We start from the raw sequence: 24,568 nt of genomic DNA, 5'->3' as shown, positions 1-24,568 counted from the left end.
CGGCCTTCCATCAGGCGGTGGACGGGGTGAGGTCGGGTAACAGTGAGCCCAGCAGCGCGCGCACCCGACGGTCGAGGTCATCGCGGATCGCCCGGGCACCGTCAGGGGAGGCCAGGGCCGGGTCGCCAACCACCCAGTCCTCATAGCGGGTGTCGGGCAGGGTCGGGCAGCGGTCGCCGCAGCCCATGGTGACCACCACATCGGCCGCACGCACGGCATCGTCGGTCAGCGGCTTGGGGTAGGCGTGACCATCCGCGCCCAGTTCGGCCAGGAGCGGTCGCACGGTGGCATGTACCTGGGCAGCCGGGGTCGACCCGGCTGAGCGCACCACCACGGAGTCGCCCGCGTAGTGTCGCGCCAGTGCGGCGGCCAGCTGCGAGCGTCCGGCATTCGCCGTGCACACGAACAGCACATGCGGGCGGTCGTCGTCCCGGCTCAGGTCGGTCAGTCGCTGGCGGGCGAACCGTCCCGCGTCATCGAGTCCGCCACCGGTCCGGGCCAGCGCAGCGGCGGACTCACGCACGACGGAACTCACCAGAGTCGGGTCCAGCCCGGAGAAATCCGAGGACAGCTCGGCGACGACACCATCCAGTTCGGCGTCGACCTCCGGCGGAGCGGACAGTGCCGCGGCCTCGGTGGTGGCAAAGGTGCTCAACAGTGCGGTCACGGCGGTCCGGTGAGCAGGGGAGAGGCGGTAATACACCCAGGTCCCGCGGCGCTCGGACAGCACCAGTCCGGCATCCTTGAGCACCCGCAGGTGGTGGGAGACCGTCGGCTGCGAGACCTCGGCGACGGTCGCAAGATCGCAGACGCAGGCTTCCTGACCGGGGGCGATGGCGATCAGCGACACCATCCGCAGTCGCAACGGGTCGGCCAGCGCTTTGAGTGCGACGGCGGTGCGTTCAGCGACCTCCACCGCCATTGCCTGCTCCGCGGCCGGGACCGGGGCGCATCCCTGATCGACGCTCATCGGATCTGCTCCACGACCGGCGACTCCGCTGCCGTGTCGGCGGGCCAGCGCCGGGCGAGAGCGAGCGAGACGTACACCAGCCCCACCAGCACCGGCACCTCGATCAACGGCCCGACCACCCCGGCCAATGCCTGCCCGGAGGTCGCCCCGAAGGTGCCGATGGCCACCGCGATCGCCAGCTCAAAGTTGTTCCCCGCCGCCGTGAACGCCAGTGTCGTCGACCGGGCGTAGCCCAACCGCAGCATCCGACCGAGCAGCATTCCCGCCCCCCACATCACCGCGAAGTACGCCAACAACGGTGCCGCGATCCGCACCACATCCAGCGGACGAGAAGTGATCTGGTCACCCTGGAGCGCGAACAACACCACGATGGTGAACAACAGGCCGTACAGCGCCCACGGGCCGATCCGGGGCACGAACCGCTCCTCATACCAGTCCCGCCCGCGCAGCCGCTCGCCGATCAGCCGCGACAGGAACCCTGCGACCAGTGGTACCCCCAGGAACACCAGAACATTCACCGCGATCTGCCCCATCGAGACGTCCAGCCCCTGACTGTCCCAGCCCAACCAACCCGGCAGCACCGTCAAGTAGAAGTAGCCCAGCGCGGAGAACGCCAGCACCTGGAACACCGAGTTGAGCGCCACCAGCACCGCGGCCGCCTCCCGGTCGCCACAGGCCAGGTCGTTCCAGATCACCACCATGGCGATGCACCGCGCCAACCCAACGATGATCACCCCGGTGCGGTACTCGGGCAGATCCGCCAGGAACAGCCAGGCCAGGGCGAACATCAGCGCCGGACCCAGCACCCAGTTCAGCGCCAGCGAGCTGACCAGCAGGCGCTTGTCACCGGTCACCGCGGCGACCCGGTCGTAGCGGACCTTGGCCAACACTGGGTACATCATCACCAGCAGTCCCAGGGCGATGGGCACCGAGATGCCGCCGACTTCCATGCTGGTCAGCAGGTCACCGACACCGGGCACCAGTTGGGCCAACGCGAGGCCGGCGGCCATCGCCAGGCCGATCCACGCCGGGAGCCAGCGGTCGAGGGTGGAGAGGCGCGCGGTCGGTTGATTCGACATCTGTCTATATTGACACACGTCGATTCGGGCGCTGGCATCCAACGACGCTTCGCTTCGACGTGGCTGACCGCCGAACTGCGAGAACGCCATCGCGGGCCGGCGGAGCGGCGGCCACGATCTGTCCGCGACACGTCACGCCTGTCGGTCGATCTCGACCCAAGCCGGGTATGCGACACGCCCCGAAGCGGATCTGCGCAGAGTCCGAGACGCGTACGCGACCGGATCTCTGAGTGCGCAGCCACTGGTTCGTCTCAGCTCGCCCAGCGTGTCCCGTCGTCGCGGTTATCCCAGTTGAATCCGCAGGACGAACGCAGCCTCTCTCACCTGGTGAGGACTCGTTCTTCGATGTGCCGATAATGTACGTTATGTCAGACCGACTCCCGCGTATCACGCTGCCCAGCAGAAACGATCACAGCCACGCACCAAAGTTCCTGGGCGGTAGGGCCCCATGTCCTGGGCGGAGTCGGTGCCCAGCTCGCTGATGGCGAGGTACTGGTGAGTCGCAAGATTCGCGGACTTCGCCTTGGCGCAGTCCGCGCCGCCGCCGATCACACCGTCCTGAACTATACTGACAAGTCAGTACAGTTCGTGAAGGCGAGGCGGATGATGCGGGGACGGGTCCTGGTGGTGGGTGCCGGGTTGGCTGGCTGCGCCGCGGCGTGGTGGCTCGATCATTACGGGTGGGACGTGGTCCTGGTCGACAAGGAGCTCGACCCCTACCCCAGCAGCTACCTGCTTCAGCTCGACGCCGAGGCGTCGCGCGTGCTGCGCCTCATGGGCGGTGCCGCGATCCTGGAGGAGGCGACGTTCGCCGCCCCGGAGGTGTCGGTCCGCTGGGGTGCGCGGCGGCTGCGGGAGTTCACGTTCGACACCGGTAGCGGCTGGCGGCTGGCGCGACGGGCGACGCTGCTGTCGAGGCTGTTCGCGCACGTCCCGGCGGCGGTCGACACGCGGATGGGGCTCGGCCTGGACGCGCTCGAGCACCGGAGCGACGAGGTGGTCGCGCGGTTCAGTGACGGCTCGTCCGAGGCGTTCGACATGGTGGTCGGAGCGGACGGACTGCACTCGACGGTGCGCGACCTGACCGTCGCGCCGGAGTCCAGGAGCGTGTACCGGAACGGACTGACCCATGTCTGGATCAACGCCGATGTCCCGCTCCCCGGCGGGCGCGCGGTGATCGCACCGCGCGAGGGGATGCTGTCGCTGATCTACCCGTACATGGACACCTACCAGACGTCGGTCATGACGCTGGTGCCGGTACCAGTCGACGCCGCGCTGAACGGGCCTCGGCTGGTCGAGCAGGTGTGCGACGCGGTCGAGCGCCTCGGCCCGGACATGCGGGTTGTGGCGCAGGCGGCGCGCGCCTCGCAGGACGTGAAGTTCACCCGGTTCTCGCAGGTCCGGCTGCCGCGATGGTCCACGCGCCGCGTCGTGCTGCTCGGCGACGCGGCCCACTGCATCGACCCGGTCTCGGGCATGGGCGCCCATGCGTCGCTGCCCGGAGCGAAGGCGCTGGCCGAGGCGCTGAACGAGTCGGATGACCTGACTACTGCCTTCGCGGGGTTCGAGGCGGAGATGCGGCCGTTCGCGCAGACCGCGCAGAGCATCACCGCCAGGGCCGTGGAGTTCAGCACCGCGACGCGCAGCACGAGCCGCGCAGCGGCGCTGGCTGGCGGGTTCGGCGACCTGCTGGCGACCGCCCCGGCGACGGCCAACCGCCTCCTCCGTCGCGGGCGCACCGCTCGAGCCTGACGGGTGCGCGAGCGGCGCGGGCCGCTCGCGCACCCAACCCTTGACACACTGGGCCCCGCAACCCAGCACCAGCATCCGGAAGTGAGAGGCATGGGACGAACAGCAGGCCGAGCCCCCCAGGACACCAAGCGGCTGATCCTCGACGCTGCCAAGGGGGTCGTGGTGGCACAGGGTTCACGCGCGACGCTGGACGACGTGGCTGCTGCCGCCGGCCTGACGCGCGGGGCGGTGATCTACCACTACAGCTCGAAGAACACACTGTGGCTCGCCCTGACACGCGATGTCTTCGCTCGGTTCGACCAGGCGGTGCGGGACGTCATCGAGGACGGCCCGGCGCCGGGCCGCCTCGCCCGTGCCTTCGTCCGCGCGTCGCTGGACGGCGACGGCCTCGACGCCGTGGGCGAGCGCCTGTTCCTGGTGGCCGCGTTAGCCAGTGCCCCGGGCGTCGCGGACATCGTCGCGGAGGACGGTGCCCGGTGGAAGCGCGAAATGGCTCAGGACGGGCTCTCCCTCGGGGCGCGGACCGTCGTCCTGACGTCCATCGAAGGAGCCGGCCTGCTCGCGGGCTGGGGGCTGCGCCCCGACCCGGACGAGATCGCCGCCCTGCGCGCGGAGCTGGAGCAGCTCACCGTCACCCCCGCCTGATCGGCCGCACGGACGGTCGGGCTGCTACCGCTCTGATACTGTACTGACAAGTCAGTCCAGTATTCGTGGGACGACGCGGCCGCCGGTCGCGAGAACGGAGCACGCCATGACCCCTCCCCCAGCCCGATCTGTCGACGTCGTCGTCGTCGGCGCCGGACTCGCAGGCCTGACCGTCGCGGACGAACTCGCACGAGCCGGGCGCGACGTCCTAGTCCTCGAGGGGCGGGACCGGGTCGGCGGTCGGGTCCGTCCCACCACCGTCGCCGGTGTCCCCGTCGACGCCGGCGCGACCTGGATCGCCCCGGACCACACGGCCGTGCACGATCTCGTCAAGCGTCTGGGCGGCACGATCGTCCCCCAGTTCCACGAGGGCAAGGGGCTGATCTCGTTCGGTGGTCGGCGGCGGGTGGAGAGCGCCACCGCGCTCGCGCCCTGGGTGCTGCTCGACCTCAACCGGGTGATGGGGGTGCTGCAGAAGATGGTCGACGAGCTTCCCGTCGCCGAGCCGTGGAATCACCCGCGCGCCGCCGAGTACGACCAGATGTCGTTCGGCGAGTGGTTGACCGCCAAACGCGCCCTCAAGAACACGCGCAAGTTCATGACGATGGTCTGCCTGGTCCACTGGGGTGCCCCGCCCAGCGACCTGTCGCTGCTCAACGTAATGCGGTACATCCGAACCCTGGGCGGCTTGGAGCACATGCTCGCCGTGGAGGGCGGGGACCAGCAGGACCGCGTGCTGGGGACGACGAACATCCTGGTCAGCGGGCTGGCCGAGTCGCTGGGGTCCCGCGTCGTCGTGAGCTCTCCGGTCGAGCGCATCGAGACCGCCGACGACCGCGTCACCGTGCACAGCGGTAACGCCCGCATCGACACCCGCTATGTCGTCGTGACGGCGGCGCCCGCGCACCGCTCGACCATCGAGTTCAGCCCTGCGCTCCCGGCCCCGCACTACGGGATGTCGCGCAGCTGGCGGTTCGGTGCCCTGAGCAAGGCGTTCGTCGCGTACGACCGCTCGTTCTGGCGGGACGCCGGCCTGTCCGGGGAGAGCGTCTCCGATGACCGCACCGTCTTCCTGACCTTCGACGTCAGCCCCGGCCCCGACGGGCCAGGCATCCTGATGGTGTTTTGCGACGCGCGCGGGTTCGACGGCCTCGGCGAGGCCGAGCGGCGCCGCCGCGTCGTGCGTCACCTCGTCCACCTCTACGGCGAGCGTGCTCGCCAGCACATCGACTACACCGACTTCGCCTGGGGCAACGACGACTTCGCGCCCGGCGGGCCGAACCCCGCGGTGGGCACGGGGGGCTGGACCTCGTTCGGGCGCTTCCTCCGCGAGCCGGTCGGTCGGGTGCACTGGGCGGGCAGCGAGACGGCCGACGCCACGTCCGGCACGATGAACGGGGCGATCCTGTCCGGGCAGCGCGCGGCCGCGGAGGTGGCCGCGCGGCTCGACGGCGAGCGCTGACCGGACGCCTGGACGGGGGCCCACCTCGGTGGAGGCCCCGTCCAGGCATCTCTCGCACGTCCACGTCGCGGACGCACCCGCGGGTCGGGGCGCTGATCCGCTGCGTCAGGCCCCGGGGAGCTGCGACAAGGTCGTCCACGCCCGGAGCCCTGCCACCCGCGCGTCCGGTCCGCTCACCACGAGGTGGTCTCCGGGGCTGATCTCCAGCCAGTGCGCCGGCGGCGTCGGGCGCCCGTCGTGCCCGATCCGCGCGAGGACATCCACCCCGAACAGGTGGCGCGCGGTCTCCAGCGTGTGCCGGCCCCGCAGCTCCGGGGGTGCGGGGACGATCGCGACGACCCGGTCGGCGGACGCGCGCAGGGTGTCGGCCCCGGGGTGGAGCATGGCGGCGGTGATGGCCAGAGCGGTGTCGCGGTCGGGATGCAGGACGCGGTCGGCACCGACGCTGCGGAGCACGCGCCCGTGGCGGGCGTCGCGCGCGGTCACCCAGACCGGGCGCACGTGGTGGTCGACCAGGTAGCCGGTGGCGAACACGGCGGCACCGAGGGCGCTGCCGAGGCAGATGATGGCGGCGCTGCTGTCGAACGCGCCCGCGCCTTCGAGCTGCGTGGCGGAGGTGGCGTCGGCGTGCACGGCGGGCAGGCCCAGGTGCTCCACCCGGTCGCCGTCGCGGTCCACGCCCAGCACCGACACCCCGCTGGCGTCGAGGGCGCGCACGACCGACTCGCCGAGCGCACCCAGTCCGACCACGAGGACCTGACCGGACACCGCCCGAACGTCCATGTCGCCGGGGTCGGCGGCCGGCTGGGCACCCGGGGCGCGGAGCGAGCCGGTCACCGGATCATCGCCTGGAGCTCGTCGAGGACGGTCGAGTCCATCATCCCGGTGGCGTGGGGCCCCCACGGCACCTGCCCCAGCGCCCAGGCGTCGATCGCGAGTGCGGCGGTCCACTCCTGGTGGTCGAGCAGGTGCCAGCCGGGCAGGACCACCGGTGAGAGGCGCCGGATCGCCTCCGCCGCACTGCGATCGGCCTCGACGCCGGTCAGGATCATCAGTCGCAGCAGTGCGGCGCTGCGCCTGTCGTCGCTGAGGACCTCGAGCATCGAGACCACACCGGCTCGCGAGGGGTGCAGGTGCAGGGGTGCCAGGTCGTCGAACCCATCACCGATGACCTCCTCGAGCACCTCGCCTAGCAGCTCGTCGATCGATCCGAACATGCTGTGCATCCAGCGCGGGTCCCGGTCGGCGACCTGGGCGACGCGGGTGAGCGTCAGCGCCTCGACTCCCCCGTGCTGCACCAGGGTGAGCGCCGCGTCGACCAGTGGTCGGTCGTCTCGGACGACGACCTGGTCCCACTGCTCGGAAGGCGTGCTCCACCGTGGCCTCGGGTGCGGGACGCCCGCGTAGTCGGCGATCGCGCCCAAGGCGCGGTTCCACCACGCGAGGTCGTCGGGGTACACCCCGGCGTGCCAGCCGAGCAGGCACCCGTCCAGAGCGAGGAAAGCCACGGAGGCCTGGGGGTCACGGGCCGGGGTGGGTGCCACGGCGGTGACGGTGCGCGCGAGACGGCGCGCCAGGCCGGCACGGATCTGCTCGTTGCGAGAGGCCATGAGGTCCCTTCCGGTCGAGGGTCACAGCTCCTGGGCGAAGTTGCCCTGGAGGCGCGAGAACACTCGCTGCGCGAGCCACAGCAGCACGAGGGAGACCGTCAGTGCGACGGCGAACCGCGGCGTGAGGTCGGACGGGAAGGGCTCGCCGTCGCCCGCGACCCAGAAAGCGCGATGGAACGCGAATACGACCAGAGTCATCGGGTTCCACAGGTACAGCTCCTGGACCCAGTCCGGCGTGGACCGGGTCACCAGTCCCCAGGAGTAGACGATGGGCGAGGCCCACATCAGCACCATGAAGCCGACATCGACCAGGTACTGCACGTCGCGCAGGTACACGTTCACCGCGGACAGGAAGAGCGACATCGCCGCGCCGAGCACCACCAGCAGCACGATGCCCGCCAGGGCGTAGAGCCATCGAGAGCCTGTGGGGAACTGCCCGCGCACCGCGGTGAAAGCCACCAGGATCGCGAGCTGGATGACGAAGTTGAACGTGGCTGACCCCAGGGTGCTCAGCGGGAAGATCTCGCGAGGGACGTAGACCTTCTTCACCAGCCCCGCGTTTGCCACGATCGAGGCGGTGCCCTGCTGGACGATCTCAGAGTAGAAGCCCCAGGCGGTCAGCCCGCTGAACACGAAGATCGCGAACTCCGGGACCGAACGCTGCGCTCCAAGGATTCGGCCGAGCACCAGCCAGTAGATCAGCAGCATCGTCAGCGGCCGGGTGGTGCTCCAGAAGAATCCCAGCACGGAGTCCTTGTACCGGGACTTGACCTCCCGGTGGATCAGCAGCACAAGGAGCTCGCCCTGCTCGGCGATGCTCCGCACCGACGTCAGCGATCCACGGAAGAAGCCCGGTGCGGCGCCGACAACTCGCCACGGCTCCTGCGCGAGACGGGCCTCGCGCTCGGCCACCCCCTCGGGGACGCCGCGGTCGTCAGCCGAGACCGCCGGTTCCGTACGGCCCGTCACGCGAGACCCCGCGCGGCGCGCCGCGGGCTCGCCATCAAGTCATCGGCCACGCCAACGTCTCGCGAGTCGTCCTCAGTCACCAGCACCGTGCCCCATCTCTCCAGCCGACCGAATGGTCGGTTCTACAGACCTGAGCGTATAGCATGCCCGCATGACGTCGACCACGACCCCCGCGACAAGTCCCGTCCGCGCCGGCCGCCGAGCATGGTTCGCCCTGATCGTCCTCACGCTCGCCGTGGTGCTGCTCGCCGTGGACGGGACGGTCCTGACTCTCGCGATCCCCGCCCTGACGGCGGATCTCGGGCCCACCTCCACCCAAATCCTGTGGATGGGCGACATCTACTCGTTCATGCTGGCGGGCCTGCTCGTCACGATGGGCAACGTCGCCGACCGGTTCGGACGCAAGCGCCTTCTGCTGCTCGGGAGCATCGGATTCGGGTTCAGCTCGGCCCTCGCGGCGTTCGCGCCGAACCCTGAGCTGCTCATCGCCGCGCGCGCTCTGCTGGGCGTGTTCGGGGCCACGATCATGCCCTCGACGCTGTCAATCCTGCGCAACCTCTTCGACGACCCCCGTCAGCGAGCGACAGCGATCGCCGTCTGGGCCGCTGGGGCGACCGGCGGTGCCGCGATCGGCCCGCTCGTCGGCGGCGTCCTGCTCGAGCACTTCTGGTGGGGCTCGGTGTTCCTGCTCAACGTGCCGGTCATGATCGTCATCGTCGTGGCCGGGCTGGCGCTGCTGCCCGAGTCGCGCAACCCCGCCGGCAACCGCATCGACCTGGCCTCCGCAGCCCTGTCCGTGGCGTTCATTGTGCCGCTCGTCTACGCCATCAAGCACCTGGCCGGCAGCGGCTTCGACCTCTCGGTCGTCATCAGCGCCGCCATCGGCGCCGCCGCCGGGGTGCTCTTCATCCGCCGCCAGCGCCACCTCGCGCACCCGCTCGTCGACGTCTCGCTGTTCCGCGTGCCCGCCTTCGCCGGGGCAGTGACCGCCGAGACCATCGCGATCTTCGCCTTCGTCGGCCTGCTGTTCTTCTTCTCGCAGTATCTGCAGCTCGTGCGTGAGCTCAGCCCGCTGCAGGCTGGGCTCGTCGAGCTGCCCGCCACCATCGCCTCGATGCTCGTCATCGCGGTGGCCAGCACGGTGCTCACCCGGCTGGGCCGTGGGCGCGCCATCGCGGTGGGCATGACGACCTCCGCGATCGGCCTCGTCGTCCTTGCGGGTGCCGAGGCGGCGCCGGGATACTGGCTCCTGTGCGCGGCGATCGCGATCTGCGGCCTCGGCGCGGGCCTGTCGACGACGCTGGCGACCGACGCGGTCGTCGGGGCGGTCCCCAAGGAGCGAGCCGGGGCGGCGTCCTCGATCTCTGAGACGGCCTACGAGCTTGGTGTCGCCCTCGGGATTGCGGTCCTCGGGTCGGTGCAGACCGCCCTGTACCGAGCCCGGCTCGACGTCACCGCGCTTCCCGACGACGTGGGCTCCGCCGTCGAGGACTCCCTGGCCAGCGCAGCCGTCGCGCTCCAGCACGCAGGACCCGACGGGGCTGCGATCATGGACAACGCCCAGCACGCGTTCACCGGCGCCATGCAGATCAGCTCGCTGATCGCCGCGGCGCTGCTGGTCGTAGCCGCCGTCACCGCCTGGCGCACCATCCCGTCCCCGGTCGCAAAGGACATCGCATCGTGAACGCCGCAGGCGCACCGCCCGCCACCCGCGACCGAGAGCGCACCCGCCGTGCACTGGTGGACGCGGCCGGCCACCTGCTGCAGGAGCGAGGCACCGGGTTCAGCCTCGCCGACGTCGCCTCTCGAGCAGAGGTCTCCAAGAGCGGACTGCTGCACCACTTCCCCAACCGGGACGCCCTGATCATCGCCGTCGTCGAGACCGGCCTGCGGCGCTTCCGCGACGAGGTGATGCGACACGTCGACCTCGCGGAGAACCACGCCGGCAAGGTCCTGCGCGCGTACGTGCGGGCACTGTGCAGCACGAGCGAGGACGTCACCGCGGCGTTTGCGCCCTCCGCGTACTGGAACGGCGTCGACGTCATACCGCAGGTCGCCGACCTCCTGCGCGCCGACGCCCAGTGGTGGAACGACACCTTCTCCCGCGACGGCATCCCCCGCACGACGGCGCTCATCGTGCAGTTCGGTGCGGAGGGAGTCGCGGCCGCCGTCGCGCTCGGTCAGTACATCGACGCTGACGCGGTCGAGCTCGCCCGCAACGGACTACTTGAGCTCACCGAGCAGAACACCTAGCCGGCGGGACGTCGAGGACTCTCGCTCAACCGTGTCGCACGCTGACGCATGCGCGCTGCGAGGTCATGAGTACGACCGATCCTGATACGCAGAGGTGCCAGTAGCCGGTCACCCTGCCAAGCGGCGCTGCCCTCGCGTGCATGCGCCTCGCCCGCGACTCCGTGGCCCTGATCCGACGGCCTGGGTGCGTGTCGACCATGATTCGTCGTCACCCAACGCCGATCCCGGTCATCGTGCCCGTGCTCCTCGGTCAGCGTCCTTGATCACAAACGCGACCGAGGCGAAGGCCAGCACCCCGGCCAGCACGTACACGAGCGTCGCCACCGACACCAGATCGCCGCTGTCCCCGACCCCGGCGGCGAACACCGAGAAGTCCCATGCCGCGTGCAGCACCATCGCCCAGATCAGCGACCCGGTCGTGCGGCGCAGGACGTAGAAGATCGTGCCGCCGAGGAACGCCGTCAGGACTTGAGGGACGGTCGCCGCCACGGACGCACCCAGGGCAACGTTGATGAGGTGGCCGATCGCGAACAGTGCCGAGCTGATGAGCCACACCCAGACCTCGGTGTACCGGCTGCGCAGCGCAGTCAGCAGCAGTCCGCGGTTGACCAGCTCCTCGGTGAATCCCACCAACATGAGCACGACTGACGCACCGAAGAACGCCCCCGAGTACGCGCCCCAGTCGGTACCGCCCAGGTTCATCAGGACGGCCAGCGCGGCCAAGACCGGCGCGATCAGCGGCCACCGGTGCCGGCTGCGATGGTCCTCGTGGAGCGCGGGACCCCACCAGCCGAGCACGCTCGTGGTGATGACCAGCGCGATGGACGCGACGATCAGTGACACGCCGCCGCCGAGGAAGAGGTCCCTCGCGCTGTCATTCCAGGTGTCGTAGCGGATGCCGCTCGCGGCTTGGATTGCGGCGACGAGGACGAGGTAGCCGAGCCAGATGGCCAAGCCGATCCATGGTCGTGGGGAGATGCGGGTGCGTGTTGCGGCTTCAGACACGACATATTCCTTCAGGAGACGGAGGAATGGGGCCGACGACGAGCGCCCCAGCGAAACTCGGACTCGGTCGGCGGTCCCAGCGTCCGACGTCGTCGTGCACACCGACGTCCGTCCATCTGTCACACCCCCTGGTCGACCCGACCGTGCAGCGTGCCGAGCCCGTGTGCCGTCACAGTAGGCCGTCGCCGCAGGTCGCGCTCGCCGCAGGCTGCGATCAGTGGACCGAGAACCCGCCGTCGACCGCGATCGTCTGACCGGTCACATACGCGGACGCCGGACTCGCGAGAAACACCGCCGGACCGGCGAAGTCCTCCGGGCACCCGTTGCGCCCGATCAGGGTTCGCCCGGCGAGCGCCTCGATGGTCGCCGGGTCCGAGCTGAGCCTCCGGTTCAACTGTGTTGGAACGAAGCCAGGGACCAGGGTGTTGGCGGTGACCCCGTGGGGGGACCATGCCTCCGCTTGCGAACGCGCCAGCGCCTCCACTGCCGCCTTCGAGACTCCATAGGCACCGCTGTCCGCGAATGGTCGTTGAGCCTGCTGTGAGCTGATGTGGATGAGGCGACCGTAGCCACGTTCGGCCATCCCGGGTGCGAGTCGCTGGCCGAGCACGAACGGGGCGTCGAGGTTCACCGCCATCGTGCGGTCCCAGGTGTCCTCGGTGAGCTCCGGCATCGGTGGTCGGAGGTTGATTCCCGCCGAGCTGACCAGGATGTCGACCTCACCGACCTGGTCAGCGAGCATGTGGGCCGCGTGGCGAGTGGCAAGGTCCGCCACGATCCCGTCCGCCGTTCCCCCCTCGCGGCGGATCGTGTCCCGGGCCTCCTCGATGGTTTCTGCGGTCCGCGCCGCGATGAGCACGTGCGCGCCGGCTCCGGCGAGGGCGGCGGCGATGGCGAGACCGATGCCGGAGCTGCCACCGGTGACCAGAGCCACCCGCCCGTCGAGGCCGAAGAGATCACGCAGTTGCGGGGTCGTGGTCACGGGCGCCACGGTACCGACTCCCCCGGGTCCGTCAGTCGACCGTCAGCCAGACGAACCGTCGCGCCCACCGACCCGAGCGTGGACTCGTCGTGCGACACCAGGAGCGTCGCGGCGTCGAGTTCCCGGGCCAGCCCGGTGATCAGCTCGACCACCTGGGTGCCGCGGGCGTGATCCAGGGCCGAGGTCGGTTCATCCACCAGCAGGACATCGGGCCGTCCGACCCGTTGCCGCTCTCCCCCGGACAGGTGCGCGGGTTAGTGCACTACTGGTCGTCGGTCTCACGCACCTGGGAGTCACGCTCGACAACTGAGCTCCACCGACAAGGGCTTCCTGACGGTCGACGCGCCTATCCCCCGCCACAGTGTCCGCGATCCGCCGGAGCGCAGTCGGTCTCAGCGGAACTCTTCTCGGAGGCGGAGGCCACCCTGCCGACCGAGACCCCTGCCCCGGTTCCGGACGAGCCCACACCCACCCCCTCGGAGAGCCCCGCCCCTGATCCCCTGATCTACGCCGTCGCGTTCCCGGGGCAGACGATCGCCGAGTCGCGGTACCTGGTCGACTCCTTCGCCCAGACACACACCCTGACCGCACAGATCGAGGGCTCGGATGCGACCGCCTCTCTGGCCATCCCCGAGTTCACGCAGGAGTTCTTCCCAGGCTGAGTCAGGCTCCCGTGTGGACCTCGCTGAGACGCCGCGGGATGGTCGGTCTGAAGTACACGCCCGGTTCGGCTAGTCCAAGGGTCGACGACCGAGCACTTCAACGTAGGCGATCTGCTCATGGACCACATCGAGGATCAGCATTCCCCGCCACGGCGGATCCAGCACCACATTCCGATGGCCTGGCCCGTATGCCCCGTTCGGCTTTGGTGCGGTGTAGAAGCTCTGGCAGAAGGCGTCGCCGCAGCCGCACGTGGTGACGACGCACAGCGTCTCGATCTGAGACCCCAACGCGTCGTCGCCTTGGGCGACAAGTGCGTCGCGAAGCTGCCTTCCGAGTACAGGCCAACGGTCCGCCAATCGCGGCGGTGTCACGGTCATCGGCTGAGTCGAGGTACCGGCTAGGCCGCCACTGGCCACCGTGGGCACCCGCGAGGAGTGAGTTGATTCATGTGATGCGCCGTGACGTGGCGCGGACCGGTGAGATTGTCCCATCAATGTACACGGCCGAATCCACCGCACGGGTACTGGTCGTCCGGGCTGAGTCGTGACAGGTCTCACCGGTGAGACACGACTCCGGCTACATTCCGACCATGAAGACCTTCGCAACCCGGATCGGGATCTTCCTCGGATCGTCGGCGCTGGGCCTGTGGCTGACCTCCCTGCTGGTCGACGGGTTCCACCTGAGCCTGGGCGGATTCCTGACCGCGGTGTTGGTCTTCACGGTGGCGCAGGCCGCGCTCACTCCTCTGGTGTCGAAGCTCGCGCACCGGTACGCGGATGCGTTCATCGGCGGGGTCGGCGTGGTGTCGACCTTCCTGGCGCTGCTGATCGCCACCCTGCTGTCGTCCGGGCTGCGGTTGACCGGCGGGTTGACCACCTGGATCGCGTCGGTGGTGCTGGTTTGGTTGTTGACCGCGCTGGCGACCTGGGCGCTGCCGAAGTTCCTGCTGAAGGACCGGCCCGCAGCGGACTGACACGCCGTGGCCGCCGGACCTCCTCCGCAACTGTCCTGGCAGGGATCGGGAGGTCGCTAAGGTGTGCCGGTCTCCGCGACCCGGCTCTTGGGTCGCACCGACCCGAACGACGGGTCCCCTGGCCGAAGGACGAGCAGATGCGCGATGAGCCGAGTGCCGCCGACCGGGCGTACGCGGACATCAAGGGCGGGATCGTGCGCGGTGAGCTTGCCGCGGGCACGATGCTGGGCGAAGTGACGCTCGCCGCCCGGACCGGGGTGAGCCGGACACCGGTGCGTGCGGCGCTGACCCGGTTGCAGGACGAGGGATGGATCGTCATCTACCCACAGCGTGGCGCGCTGGTGCTGGGGCTTGACCGTCAGGCCATCGCCGATCTGCGGGAGGCGCGCTGGGTGCTGGAGTCCTCCGCTGTCCAGCTAGCGACCGCCGACGCCCGCGCAGCCTTGGCCGTCCGCCTGTCCTCGTCGCTGGCGGCGCAGCGCGCGGCGTTGCAGGCCTCCGATGTCGACGCCTTCGTGGATGAGACGATCCGGTTCCACCAGGCCTTTGCCGCCGCCGCGGGCAATCAGGTGCTGGTGGAGCTGAGCGAACGGCTCTCCGACCGGCTGCGCTCCCTGCTCTACCGGCACGGGGATCGTCTGGCCGAGCGTTGCCCGCAGATCCTGGCTGAGCATGAGGACCTGGTGGCGCAGCTGACCGTCGACGACGGCGCGCATTTTCCCGCCGCGCTGGCCCGTCACCTGGCCGAGACCGACGATCTCTAGACCCGGGGCCGCGCTCCCCCGGACCGCAGCAGGGTCATCGTGGTCAGCGGCACCAACACCACCATTGCCACCCCGCACAGCGTCGAGAAACTGCTGACGGCCAGCAGCGGGCCGGAGATGAAGGCCGCCGCCGCGCCGCAGAGATTCGACAGCGCATCGACGCCGCCCTGGGCGGTGGCGCGCACCCGGTCGGCGACGACACTGCTGAACAGCGCCGATCCCGCGACATTGACGAAGCACCAGCCCAGGCCGAGTAGCACCAGACAGGCGATCACCCAGCCGGTGTCGTCCGGGTGCCAGGCACCGGCGACCAGGGAGGCGACCAGGACCACGATGCCGATCAGGATCGACAGGCGATGGCCACCGCGGTCGACCACCATGCCCACCACCGGCGACAGGGCGTACATCCCGGCCACGTGCAGGCTGATCGTCAACCCCACGACGGTGACGGAGCCCCCGTGATGGGTCAGATGCACCGGGGTCATGGTCATCACGGCGACCATCACGATCTGCGCGGTCAAGATCGCCACCACAGCGAACCGGGCTGTCGGGTTGCTGCGCAGTTCGGCCGCCATCATCCGTAGTCGGCCGTGGCGCGCACCGGTGTGGGGCTGCGAGGCCGTGGGGGTGACCTCGGCGAGCACGTGCAGCGGGTCCGGGCGCAGCCAGATCACTGCCACGGTCCCGGCCAGCGCCAGGCATACCGCGGCGATCAGGAACGCCCCCGCGTAGACGGTCAGACCGGTCGCCCGTCCTAGGACCTGTGCGGGCACGCCGAGGTTCGGCCCGAGCACCGAGCCGATGGTGCCGACCCACACGACGAGGGCCAGGGCGCGCGCCTTCTGCCGGGGTGCGGCCAGATCGGTGGCCGCGAACCGTGCTTGCAGGCTCACCGCCGATCCCGCACCGATCAGCAACAGGCCCACGAACAGCGGCACCACCAGGCTCCACTGCGCGGCCGCGACCAGGAGCGCTCCCCCGCAGGCGGCGGTCCACCAGCCGGTGGTCAGCGCGACCCGGCGACCGCGCCGAGCTGCCAGCGTGCCCAACGGCAGACCGAGCAGCGCGGCGCCGAGGGTGCTCCCGGTGCGGGCGAGTCCCGCCCACGCCTCACTGTCGGTCACCTCCCCCGCCAGCAGCACACCGATGGACGGGGCCACACCGACTCCGATGGTGCCGATGATCTGCATCACAATCAGCACGGTGAGCGTGCGGCGCTGCACGGGGGCGACATCCACAGTGCTCAGATCGGCGCGGGCGGTCACGGGCGCGGTCATCGAGGGTCCTCTCCGGCACCGGGCCGGAGCATCTGACATCCCAGTTGTATCCCAGTGACCGACCGAGGATACCCGTCGACGGCGACGGTCGAACTGATAGGAATCTGGCATGACTGGCACCAGCCCTCGGATCGGCGTCATGCTCCCCCGCGACCTGCCTGCCCAGCAGGTGATGCCCTTCGCGCAGCGGGCCGAGTCACTCGGCTTCGACGAGCTGTGGGTGGTCGAGGATCTCGGCTACCGCGGCGGGTTCGCCCAGGCCTCGGCCATCCTGGCTGTCACCGAGCGAATCCGGGTCGGGATCGGCATCCTGCCCGCGGCGGTGCGCAATGTGGCCTACGCAGCGATGGAGATCGCCACCGTCGAGCAGCTGTTCCCCGGGCGGGTCGACGTCGGGATCGGCCACGGCATGCCGGGCTGGATGCGTCAGGCCGGTTGCTGGCCGGACAAGCCGCTGAGCTTCCTGCGTGACTACGTGATCGCGCTGAGAACCCTGCTGGCGGGGAAGGAGGCACAGGGTGTGGTCCTGGACCGTTCGGCGGTGCCCGACCGGATACCGCCGCTGCTGTTCGGCGTCCGTGGCCCGAAGTCGCTGGCCGCTGCCGGGCAGGTCGCGGACGGCACCGTGCTGGCCGAACCCGTCACCCCGGAGTACGCCCGGGCCGCCAGGGAGTTCATCGCGCCGACCGGTACGCACCGGGTCGTCGCCTACAACGTTGGCGTGGTGCGGGAGGACGAGTCCGCTGCATTGGCGGCGGCACGACCGGGCCTGGAGTGGATCGGTGAGCCGGACTGGGCTCCGCATCTGGCCCCGTTGCCCTTCGCCGGGGAACTCGCCGCACTCCGGGAACGCTCGGTCGACCGGGCCGCGTTCGCCCGGGATCTGCCCGAGGAGTGGGTGCGTCAGCTGGCGTTGGCGGGAACAGCCGCCCAGGTGCGAGCACGGATCGACGGACTCGCAGCAGCCGGGGTGACGTCCAGCGTGTTCATCCCCGTCGGGCCCGACCCGATGACGGCACTCACCGAGCTCGCGGCAGTGCTGGGCTGACAGCACGGTGCGGGCCGTCCCCACCGGGGACGACCCGCACCATCACGCGCCGGTCAGTCCTGGGCCGATCGGCGACGTGCCCGCAGCAGCACGAGGCCCCCGAGCAGGGCAGCCGCGGCCAGGACCGCCACCCCCGTGACCATCCCGCCGGTCACCGCGAGCACCGAGGTGGCCGGTGCCGTCACGACCGACGGAGTCGGCGCGGCGGGCGGAGCGCTGGGCGTCACGACGGCGGGGCTGATGACCTGGAACTGGGCCGATGTCTCCCCCGCCGCGCTGAGGGTCACGACGCGGTGCGGGCCGGCAGACGTGTCGGCCGGGACGGTGAACGTCAGCTCGGCCTCACCCGCGGCGTTCGCGGTCACAATGCCGACCTCCACCGGCGTCGAGTGCAGCTCGACGGCGATCTCCTCCCCCGGCGCGAAGCCGGTTCCGGTGACGGTCTGGGACTCGCCGGCGAGCACCTCGTCATGCGCCACCCACAGCTCCGGGCCGACGATGGTCAGGGTCGTGGCGACGTGGACCACGCCCCCCGCGTTCTCCGCCTGCAGCTCGATGGTCCAGGACCCCGCCGTGGTCGGTGTGCCGTGCAGTCGGCCGTCCGCGTCCAGGACAAGGCCCTCGGGCAGCGTCCCCGCGCTCACGGACACGGTGGGCTGCGGGTCGCCGGTGAGAGCGAACAGATAGTCATAAGCGGCCGACACCGTTCCCTGAGGCGGCGCACCGGTCAGCGTCGGTGCTGTGACCAGCACAATGGTCCAGTCGAAGCTCACTGAGTCCTCGACACCCGCGCCGCGAGCGGTGACCGTGACCGTGGTGGTGCCCGCCTCCGTCGGGGTGCCGGTGATGACACCGGTGGCGGCGTCGATGGTCAGCCCGGCGGGAAGCCCCGTAGCGGTGTACTCCATCGCATCGCCACTGGTGGCGGCGGTCACGGTGAGCGGGGCGATGGCGGTGCCCTGCGGCGAGGACTGGTCGGCCACGGGGTCAAGGCTCACGCTCGGAGTCCGAACCCGGGCCAGGCCGCTGGCGCGCGAGGTGGTGAACTGGCCCGCGAGCAGGATGGCCCCGGAGCTGTCCGGTCGCACTCGGCGGATGTACCCGGAGGTGCTGTCCCGCATCGCCGCGTTGAACTCCTCGTCCGGTGTGCCATCGGCGTGGTACCGCGCGACGTTGGTGCTCGGTGAGGTGAACTCCCCGGACAGGTAGAAGTCGCCGGAGGGTTCGACGTAGAGACCCGCCACCTGCCCGTTCGGCTGCGCCTGACGCACGGTGTCGTTGAAGGCGGTGTCCCGGGTCCCGTCAGCGTTGAAGCGCCCCACACGCAGACCGGTGGTGGGGTTCGCTTGGGTGATCTGGCCAGTGGCGTGGTTGACGTGCATGTCGCCCGCCGCCCCGCGCATGTCGGCATCCCAGAGGAAGCTGGGGTCGACCGCACCATCCGCGGTGAACCGGACCACGCCGTTGCCTGCCGCTGTGGCCGTGACCTGCCCGGTGACCGGGTCCACATCGAGCTCAAGGACCCCGCCCAGGCTGAACCGGTCGAACTCAATCCCCTCCGGGATCGAGAAGGTCTCGTCCACAGACCCGTCGGCGGTCAGGCGCACGATCCGGTTGCCGGCCGAGGTGAAAATGCCTGCCACCGTGAGCGCGCCGTCGTCCGCCAGGTGGAGGTCCTGCACTGCGGCGTCGAGCAGTCCGGCCACCGCAGCGTTGAACGCGGTGTCCGGGGTGCCGTCGGCGTGCAGCCGCATCAGGTGCGTGTTGGGCTCGGTGAACTCACCGCCTACGGTGATCGCACCGGTCTTCGGATCCACGAGCACTGTGTTCACCGGCCCGTTGATCATGCCTCCGACCCGAGCGTTGAACTCCGTGTCCGGGCTGCCGTCGGCGCGGTAGCGGGCCAGGTACGGGTTGGGCGAGGTGAATGCCCCGCCGACCACGATGCCGTTCGGGCCCAAGGCGTCGGCGTCACGGACCAGCCCATTCAGCGCCGTGCCAACCCGTTGGTCGAAGGCCGGGTCGACGGAGAGTGTGCCGGTATTCGCGGCCGCGGACGGCGCTACAAGTCCCAGCACCACGAGGATCGAGGTGAGCAGGGCGGACAGCGGTCGTAGGAGGCGCATGCGGGCATCTTGACCGCCTCACACAGCCAGGGCCAAGGCGGTCCGGCGTGTCAGGTGAGTCTGGCGAAATCGGCCCGGACAGTCACCGCTCGACGCTACGGCGTCCGCCGCGGGTCAGCAGCATCCCGGCGCCGACCGCGAGGGCAGCCAGCAGTGCCAGACCGCCCAGGGACGCACCCGTCACCGCCAGCACCCGCACCTGTTCCGGCTGTGCCGGGTCCTCGGGCGCAGCCGGGGGCTCGGGCGCAGCCGGGGGCTCGGGCGCAGTGGGGTCGGTCGGCTCCGGATCCGGCACCACCGCGGCGCGGACCGTGAAGTCCGCCGAGGTCTCCCCCGCCACGCTGGTGGCCACCACACTGTGCACCCCGGTCGTCGTGTCCGCGGGGACAGTGAACTCCAGCTCCACCGCGCCGCTGTCATCGGCGATCATCGTGCCGACATCGACCGGGGTGGACCGCAGCTGCACCTGCACGCTCTCCCCCGGTGCGAAGCCGGTGCCGGTGACAGCCTGTGCCTCGCCGGCGACGACTTCGGTGTGCGCCAGCGTCAGCTCCGGGCCGCGCACGGTCAGCTCGACGCCGCGCAGCGTCGCGGTGCCACCGATGTTCTCCGCCTGCAGGTCGACAGTCCAGGTACCCGCGGTGGTCGGGGTGCCGTGCAGGCGGCCGTCCGCGTCCAGGGTCAGCCCATCCGGCAGCGTGCCTGCGGAGACGGCGACGGTGGCGGTGGGCTCACCGGTCACCGTGAACTGGTGGTCGTAGGCGACGCCGACCGTCGCGTCGGGGGCCTCACCACTCAGCGTCGGGATGGTCACCGGGGTGATCGTCCAGGTGAACTCCGTGCTGTCCACCAGCCCGGAGGCACTGGCGGTGAGTGTCACGGTGCTGGTGCCCACCTCAGCCGGGGTCCCAGTGATCTGCCCGGTGTCGGCATCGATGCTCAGACCGGACGGCAGACCGGTGGCACCGTAGACGATCGGATCCTCGTCACTGGTCGCGCCGACGGCCAGCGGCGTAATCGGCAGTCCCAACGGGGACGACTGGTCGGCCATCGGTGCCAGCTCCACCGCGACAGCGCGGATCCGCGCCAAGTTGGAGCCGCCCGCTGCGACGAATGGTCCCCCACCGACCACCAGAGCCCCGGTGGTGTGGTTGACGTGGAGGCCGTTGACGTAGCCGTTGACCATCCCGCGTACCGCGTCGTTGAAGGCGGTGTCCGGGCGACCGTCGCTGTGGAACCGCGCAATGTTCGTGCTCGGCCGGCTGAACTCGCCGGTGGCGGTCACCGCACCGGTGTGCGGGTCGACGTCCACCTCGATGGCCATGCCTTAGTGTCGGGGTCACGGTAGAACTCCCACGCCGTCCGAATCCCGGTCGCCTGCACGGCGGCATTGAAGGCCGTGTCCGGCGCCCCGTCGGCGGACATCCGATAGAGCGGAGGGTTCTGCGACTGCGCGAAGGTCAGCTCACCCGTCTCCGGAGTGACGTCCACAAAGTACGCCACGGGCATCTGTCCCCGGACAGCCTCTGCGAACTCCTCGTCCAGGGTGCCGTCCTGGGAGAGCTTCATGGCACTGTCGGTCGGTGTGGTGAACATTCCGGCGACCACCAGACCACCGTTCACGTCCTCGGCGATGCCGTAGATCGCGCCATCGAAGGCGTCACCGATGGCCTCGTTGAAGGCGGTGTCCGGGGTGCCATCGGCATGGAAGCGCGCCAGATGCGCGCTCGGGGTAGTGAACTCTCCGCCGACGGTGATCGCACCGCTGTGCTCATCGATCCAGATCGAGTTGGCGGGTCCGTTCAGCGCTGCCCCCACATTCTGGTTGAAGGCGGCATCCGGGGTACCGTCCGCCGCGAACCGCGCGAAGTACCGGCCCGGGGCGGTGAATGCACCGACGGTGTAGATCGCCCCGTTGTCGGCCACGTCCAGGTTGCGGACCAGCGCGTTCAGCGGCGAGCCGACGTTCGCGCCGAAGCTCTGGTCGAGGGTGAGTTCCCCGCGGGCGACCGCCGAGGATGGCAGCGCACACCCCGGCGCGCAGCTCAGCTCTCCAGCGGGGTCAGCTGTTGCCGCAACAGGCAGAAGATGTTGCCCTCCGGGTCGGCGAGCACATGCCAGGACTCCTGCCCGGTCTGCCCGACATCGGCCGGGCGCGCACCCAAGGCACTCAGCCGTTCCAGTTCGGCATCCTGGTCGCGGTCCACCGGGTTCACGTCGAGGTGCAGACGCAGACTCACCGGGTGTGGGTCCTCGCTTCGGCTGAGAAAGATGGTCGGCTGCGCTCCCCCGAAACCGCTGGGCGGGCCGATCTCCACACAGCCGTCCTCCCGGTCGAGCACCACGTAGTCCAGAACCGCGCACCAGAACGCGGCCAACCGCTCCGGGTCCCGCGCGTTCAGGACCAGTTCACCCAGTCGACTCGCCATGCCGCGACCGTAGGGCGGGAACGGGCGGCCCGCATTCGCTCACCAGTCGTGGACGCTGCCGTCCAACAGTCTGTTCACCGGCAGGTACGCCTGGCGGTACGGGTGGGCAGCGGCGAGTTCCTCATCCAGCTCGACACCGAGGCCGGGCTGCTCCCCCGGATGCAGGTACCCGTCGGTGAAGGTGTAGGCGTGCCGGAACACTCGGTCGGTCAGCTCGGTATGCCCGGAGAACTCTTGGATGCCGAAGTTGTGCACCGCCAGGTCCAGGTGGATCTGCGCGGCCATCCCCACCGGGGAGATGTCCTCCGGGCCATGGAACCCGGTGCGGATCTGGTGTTGACCGGCGTAGTCGACCAGCCGGCGCAGCGGCGAGATCCCCCCGAAGTGCGTCACCGCCGACCGCACATAGTCGATCAGACGCTCGTCGATCAGCGTCTGGTAGTCGAAGACGGTGTTGAAGACCTCGCCGGTCGCCAGCGGCGTGGTGCTGTGCTGCCGGGCCAGGCGCAGCGCGCTCTGGTCCTCGGTGGGGGTCAGATCCTCCAACCAGAACAGGTCGAAGGGTTCCACGGTCTTGGCCAGCCGCGCGGCTTCCTGCGGACTCAGCCGGTGGTGGGCGTCATGCAGTAGCGGCAGCTCCGGTCCGAACTCGTGGCGCACCGCCTCCAGGATGGTCGGCACATGCCGCAGGTAGGCGGCGGTGTCCCAGTCCTCCTCCAACGGCCGGGCCAGCTGGTCGATCCGCATGCCGTCGACCTCAGCCGCAATGGCCGTGCCCTGGTGCACCCCGTACACCCGCTGCAACCCGGGCACACCGGTTTGTACCCGCACCGCCGGATAGCCCTCGGCCAGCCGGGCGCGCACCGAGTCGAGCAGCTCCGGGATATCCCGGCCGTTCGCGTGCCCGTAGGTCCGGACCCGGTCCCGTGACGCCCCACCGAGCAGTTGGTAGAGCGGGAGACCGGCAACCTTGGCCTTGATATCCCACAGCGCCATGTCCACCGCCGCAATGGCAGCCATCGTGACCGGCCCACGACGCCAGTACGCGCCCCGGTACAGCGACTGCCAGGTGTGCTCGATCCGCTGCGGGTCGGTGTCGATCAGCAGCGGTGCGAGGTGCTCGCGCAGATACGACACCACGGCGAGCTCGCGCCCGTTCAACGTGGCATCGCCGAGGCCGGTCACGCCCTCGTCGGTGGTGAGTTTCAGGGTGACGAAGTTACGGCCGGGGCTGGTGACGACGACATCGGCGCTGATGATCCTCATGGACCCATCATGGCAGCGCTCTCACCCACCCGGTGACCGCCGTTCTCCCGGTTGAGAGCTCTGGTTCAGCCGTGCGACTGCGGACCGGTGTCCCCCGGGTGCGACTGCCACGAACTGCCCGCGCCGGGCTGCTGGCCGTACGGTGCTGCGGGCCCCGGTGCCCCGCCGGGCTGTGACCCCGGCTGCGCGACCGGCGTGGTCGGGTATCCGTACTGCCCTGCTCCGGTGTTGGTGCCCTGCGTTGCCTGCCCGTACGACCCGCTGGTGTATCCGCCCGGAGTTCCGTACTGGTCGGGCAGCTGGGTCGCACTCCGGGTCGGCGTGAGGGCCTTCACCACCAGACCGCCCGCCAGGATCGCCGCCCCGGTATACCCCGCCAGCGAGATCAGCGTCCCGAACAGGCTTAGCGCACCCCATCCGATGCTGTACCCGCCGTAGAAACTGCCCAAGCCGACGCTCTGCACGATCATGTACACGATCTGGAGCAGCACCGCGCCGCCGAGAAGGCACAGGCCGGTGGTGATGAGCGCTTTGGCGGACGGACGGGTCATGCCGACTCCTCAGAACGGGACAGGTCGCGTCACGCTAGCGCCTCGGCTCGACCGCGGCATCAGCCGACCGGGTCGAAGGACTCCCCGACCCCCAACCGGTGGTACACGGGCGCCCCGCCCAGTCCGCCCACGAGTCGGTCGGACAGTCCCCGCCCGGGTTCGGACAGAATCGCGTCGTGGATCGGGACGACGACCCGGGGCTGCACAGCGCGCACGTAGTCGATGGCCTCGGCCAGTTTCAGCCACGGCGCGGCGACCGGTACGAAGAGCACCCGCACCGGCACCCCGGGTTCGGTGAGCGCATCGCCCGGGTGGAAGAACGCCTCGTCGACCAGGTAGCCGATGTTCTCCGGGCGGGGCACATCGGGGTGGATCAGCTGGTGTTCGTGCCCGATCGTGCGCACCGGGAAGCCCGCCGCGGTCACCACCTCCCCCGTGGTGACCGCGTGCACCCGCTCGGTCGGAGCCCCGGCCTCGCGCAGCTGGGTGACCACTGACTCTGGGCCCCATAGCTGCGCCCCGGGCCGGGCGCGGAGCGCGGCTACCACCGGATCGGTGGCCAGATGGTCGGCATGGTCATGGGTGACCAGGATTGCGTCCGCATCGTCCACCACGGTCAGGTCGGAGAAGGTCCCGGGGTCGATCACCAGCCGCCGCCCGTCACGGTCGACACTGATGCAGGCATGCCCCCAGGAGGTGATGGTCGTCATGGCCCCAGCATCACCCCACCGGCGAGCTCAGGCG

General features: G+C 70.1%; 25 protein-coding genes. 9 read left to right on the top strand and 16 right to left on the bottom strand.

What is annotated here, in order from left to right:
- Positions 1-10: 10 nt before the first annotated feature.
- The gene (locus AB0N78_RS01320) at positions 11-970 is read right to left on the bottom strand and encodes a metalloregulator ArsR/SmtB family transcription factor (protein WP_363384810.1); all 960 of its coding nucleotides are present in this window, start codon (positions 968-970) and stop codon (positions 11-13) included.
- A complete protein-coding gene (gene arsB / locus AB0N78_RS01315; protein WP_363384807.1) occupies positions 967-2,049 on the bottom strand; it encodes an ACR3 family arsenite efflux transporter in 1,083 nt (360 codons plus the stop codon). The genes AB0N78_RS01320 and arsB overlap by 4 nt, the downstream gene beginning before the upstream one ends.
- Positions 2,050-2,544: 495 nt before the next feature.
- On the opposite strand from arsB, the gene AB0N78_RS01310 reads away from it, so the two are divergent.
- The 3 genes from AB0N78_RS01310 (at position 2,545) to AB0N78_RS01300 (ending at position 5,908) form a co-directional block, all read left to right on the top strand.
- On the top strand, positions 2,545-3,801 hold the full coding sequence (locus tag AB0N78_RS01310) for an NAD(P)/FAD-dependent oxidoreductase (RefSeq protein WP_363384804.1): 1,257 nt from the start codon (positions 2,545-2,547) through the stop codon (positions 3,799-3,801).
- Positions 3,802-3,891: 90 nt separating this feature from the next.
- A complete protein-coding gene (locus tag AB0N78_RS01305; RefSeq protein ID WP_363384801.1) occupies positions 3,892-4,446 on the top strand; it encodes a TetR family transcriptional regulator in 555 nt (184 codons plus the stop codon).
- Positions 4,447-4,552: 106 nt separating this feature from the next.
- Positions 4,553-5,908 (top strand): flavin monoamine oxidase family protein, encoded by a 1,356-nt coding sequence (locus AB0N78_RS01300; RefSeq protein WP_363384799.1) that lies wholly within the window; start codon positions 4,553-4,555, stop codon positions 5,906-5,908.
- Between the two features lie 105 nt (positions 5,909-6,013).
- Here the strand turns inward: AB0N78_RS01300 and AB0N78_RS01295 are convergent, their stop codons facing one another.
- Genes AB0N78_RS01295 through AB0N78_RS01285 form a run of 3 tightly spaced genes read right to left on the bottom strand, consistent with a single transcriptional unit; the run spans position 6,014 to position 8,487 of the window.
- Positions 6,014-6,745, bottom strand: a complete 732-nt coding sequence (locus AB0N78_RS01295) for a TrkA family potassium uptake protein (protein WP_363384796.1) — start codon at positions 6,743-6,745, stop codon at positions 6,014-6,016.
- Positions 6,742-7,518 (bottom strand): hypothetical protein, encoded by a 777-nt coding sequence (locus tag AB0N78_RS01290; RefSeq protein WP_363384793.1) that lies wholly within the window; start codon positions 7,516-7,518, stop codon positions 6,742-6,744. The genes AB0N78_RS01295 and AB0N78_RS01290 overlap by 4 nt, the downstream gene beginning before the upstream one ends.
- 21 nt (positions 7,519-7,539) lie before the next feature.
- Complete coding sequence (locus AB0N78_RS01285) at positions 7,540-8,487, bottom strand: ABC transporter permease (RefSeq protein ID WP_363384791.1); 948 nt, start codon at positions 8,485-8,487, stop codon at positions 7,540-7,542.
- Between the two features lie 151 nt (positions 8,488-8,638).
- Between AB0N78_RS01285 and AB0N78_RS01280 the strand changes: the two genes are divergently transcribed.
- Together AB0N78_RS01280 and AB0N78_RS01275 are read left to right on the top strand one after the other, a co-directional pair.
- Positions 8,639-10,171: an MFS transporter gene (locus tag AB0N78_RS01280; RefSeq protein ID WP_363384788.1), complete on the top strand. Its 1,533-nt coding sequence runs from the start codon at positions 8,639-8,641 to the stop codon at positions 10,169-10,171.
- On the top strand, positions 10,168-10,740 hold the full coding sequence (locus AB0N78_RS01275) for a TetR/AcrR family transcriptional regulator (RefSeq protein WP_363384785.1): 573 nt from the start codon (positions 10,168-10,170) through the stop codon (positions 10,738-10,740). The genes AB0N78_RS01280 and AB0N78_RS01275 overlap by 4 nt, the downstream gene beginning before the upstream one ends.
- Before the next feature lie 228 nt (positions 10,741-10,968).
- Here AB0N78_RS01275 and AB0N78_RS01270 read toward each other — a convergent pair whose 3' ends face one another.
- Positions 10,969-11,745, bottom strand: coding sequence for a CPBP family intramembrane glutamic endopeptidase (locus AB0N78_RS01270; protein ID WP_363384783.1), 777 nt, complete (start codon positions 11,743-11,745; stop codon positions 10,969-10,971).
- A 214-nt stretch (positions 11,746-11,959) separates the two neighbouring features.
- Positions 11,960-12,727 (bottom strand): SDR family oxidoreductase, encoded by a 768-nt coding sequence (locus AB0N78_RS01265; protein ID WP_363384780.1) that lies wholly within the window; start codon positions 12,725-12,727, stop codon positions 11,960-11,962.
- A gap of 89 nt (positions 12,728-12,816) precedes the next feature.
- Between AB0N78_RS01265 and AB0N78_RS01260 the strand changes: the two genes are divergently transcribed.
- The gene (locus AB0N78_RS01260) at positions 12,817-13,389 is read left to right on the top strand and encodes a hypothetical protein (RefSeq protein WP_363384777.1); all 573 of its coding nucleotides are present in this window, start codon (positions 12,817-12,819) and stop codon (positions 13,387-13,389) included.
- A gap of 69 nt (positions 13,390-13,458) precedes the next feature.
- Here the strand turns inward: AB0N78_RS01260 and AB0N78_RS01255 are convergent, their stop codons facing one another.
- Positions 13,459-13,767 carry a hypothetical protein gene (locus AB0N78_RS01255; RefSeq protein ID WP_363384774.1) on the bottom strand — a complete coding sequence of 103 codons (309 nt, stop codon included), beginning with the start codon at positions 13,765-13,767 and terminating at the stop codon, positions 13,459-13,461.
- Positions 13,768-13,979: 212 nt separating this feature from the next.
- Here AB0N78_RS01255 and AB0N78_RS01250 point away from each other — a divergent pair, with 212 nt between their 5' ends.
- Positions 13,980-14,363, top strand: coding sequence for a hypothetical protein (locus tag AB0N78_RS01250; protein ID WP_363384771.1), 384 nt, complete (start codon positions 13,980-13,982; stop codon positions 14,361-14,363).
- 137 nt (positions 14,364-14,500) lie between these two features.
- Positions 14,501-15,127: a GntR family transcriptional regulator gene (locus AB0N78_RS01245; protein ID WP_363384768.1), complete on the top strand. Its 627-nt coding sequence runs from the start codon at positions 14,501-14,503 to the stop codon at positions 15,125-15,127.
- On the opposite strand, the gene AB0N78_RS01240 is transcribed toward AB0N78_RS01245, so the two are convergent.
- The gene (locus AB0N78_RS01240; RefSeq protein WP_363384765.1) at positions 15,124-16,404 is read right to left on the bottom strand and encodes an MFS transporter; all 1,281 of its coding nucleotides are present in this window, start codon (positions 16,402-16,404) and stop codon (positions 15,124-15,126) included. The two genes, AB0N78_RS01245 and AB0N78_RS01240, sit on opposite strands and share 4 nt — an antisense overlap.
- A gap of 109 nt (positions 16,405-16,513) precedes the next feature.
- Here AB0N78_RS01240 and AB0N78_RS01235 point away from each other — a divergent pair, with 109 nt between their 5' ends.
- On the top strand, positions 16,514-17,452 hold the full coding sequence (locus tag AB0N78_RS01235; protein ID WP_363384762.1) for an LLM class flavin-dependent oxidoreductase: 939 nt from the start codon (positions 16,514-16,516) through the stop codon (positions 17,450-17,452).
- Between the two features lie 53 nt (positions 17,453-17,505).
- Here the strand turns inward: AB0N78_RS01235 and AB0N78_RS01230 are convergent, their stop codons facing one another.
- The 7 genes from AB0N78_RS01230 to AB0N78_RS01200 form a co-directional block, all read right to left on the bottom strand.
- The gene (locus AB0N78_RS01230; protein ID WP_363384759.1) at positions 17,506-19,578 is read right to left on the bottom strand and encodes a putative Ig domain-containing protein; all 2,073 of its coding nucleotides are present in this window, start codon (positions 19,576-19,578) and stop codon (positions 17,506-17,508) included.
- An 82-nt stretch (positions 19,579-19,660) separates the two neighbouring features.
- On the bottom strand, positions 19,661-20,902 hold the full coding sequence (locus AB0N78_RS01225) for an Ig domain-containing protein (RefSeq protein ID WP_363384756.1): 1,242 nt from the start codon (positions 20,900-20,902) through the stop codon (positions 19,661-19,663).
- Complete coding sequence (locus AB0N78_RS01220) at positions 20,860-21,504, bottom strand: delta-60 repeat domain-containing protein (RefSeq protein ID WP_363384753.1); 645 nt, start codon at positions 21,502-21,504, stop codon at positions 20,860-20,862. The genes AB0N78_RS01225 and AB0N78_RS01220 overlap by 43 nt, the downstream gene beginning before the upstream one ends.
- A 119-nt stretch (positions 21,505-21,623) precedes the next feature.
- The gene (locus AB0N78_RS01215) at positions 21,624-22,007 is read right to left on the bottom strand and encodes a VOC family protein (protein ID WP_363384750.1); all 384 of its coding nucleotides are present in this window, start codon (positions 22,005-22,007) and stop codon (positions 21,624-21,626) included.
- A 39-nt stretch (positions 22,008-22,046) separates the two neighbouring features.
- The gene (gene manD / locus AB0N78_RS01210; RefSeq protein ID WP_363384748.1) at positions 22,047-23,273 is read right to left on the bottom strand and encodes a D-mannonate dehydratase ManD; all 1,227 of its coding nucleotides are present in this window, start codon (positions 23,271-23,273) and stop codon (positions 22,047-22,049) included.
- Between the two features lie 65 nt (positions 23,274-23,338).
- Positions 23,339-23,824, bottom strand: coding sequence for a hypothetical protein (locus AB0N78_RS01205; protein ID WP_363384746.1), 486 nt, complete (start codon positions 23,822-23,824; stop codon positions 23,339-23,341).
- Between the two features lie 59 nt (positions 23,825-23,883).
- Entirely contained in the window at positions 23,884-24,534 is a 651-nt protein-coding gene (locus AB0N78_RS01200) for an MBL fold metallo-hydrolase (protein WP_363384743.1), read from the bottom strand.
- Between the last annotated feature and the right edge of the window lie 34 nt (positions 24,535-24,568).

Origin of the sequence: Cellulomonas sp. NPDC089187 (assembly GCF_040685135.1) — a bacterium.
Classification (GTDB): Bacteria; Actinomycetota; Actinomycetes; order Actinomycetales; family Cellulomonadaceae; genus Cellulomonas.
Note: the sequence above shows the minus strand (reverse complement) of the source record. Positions and strands in the feature narration are given on the sequence as shown.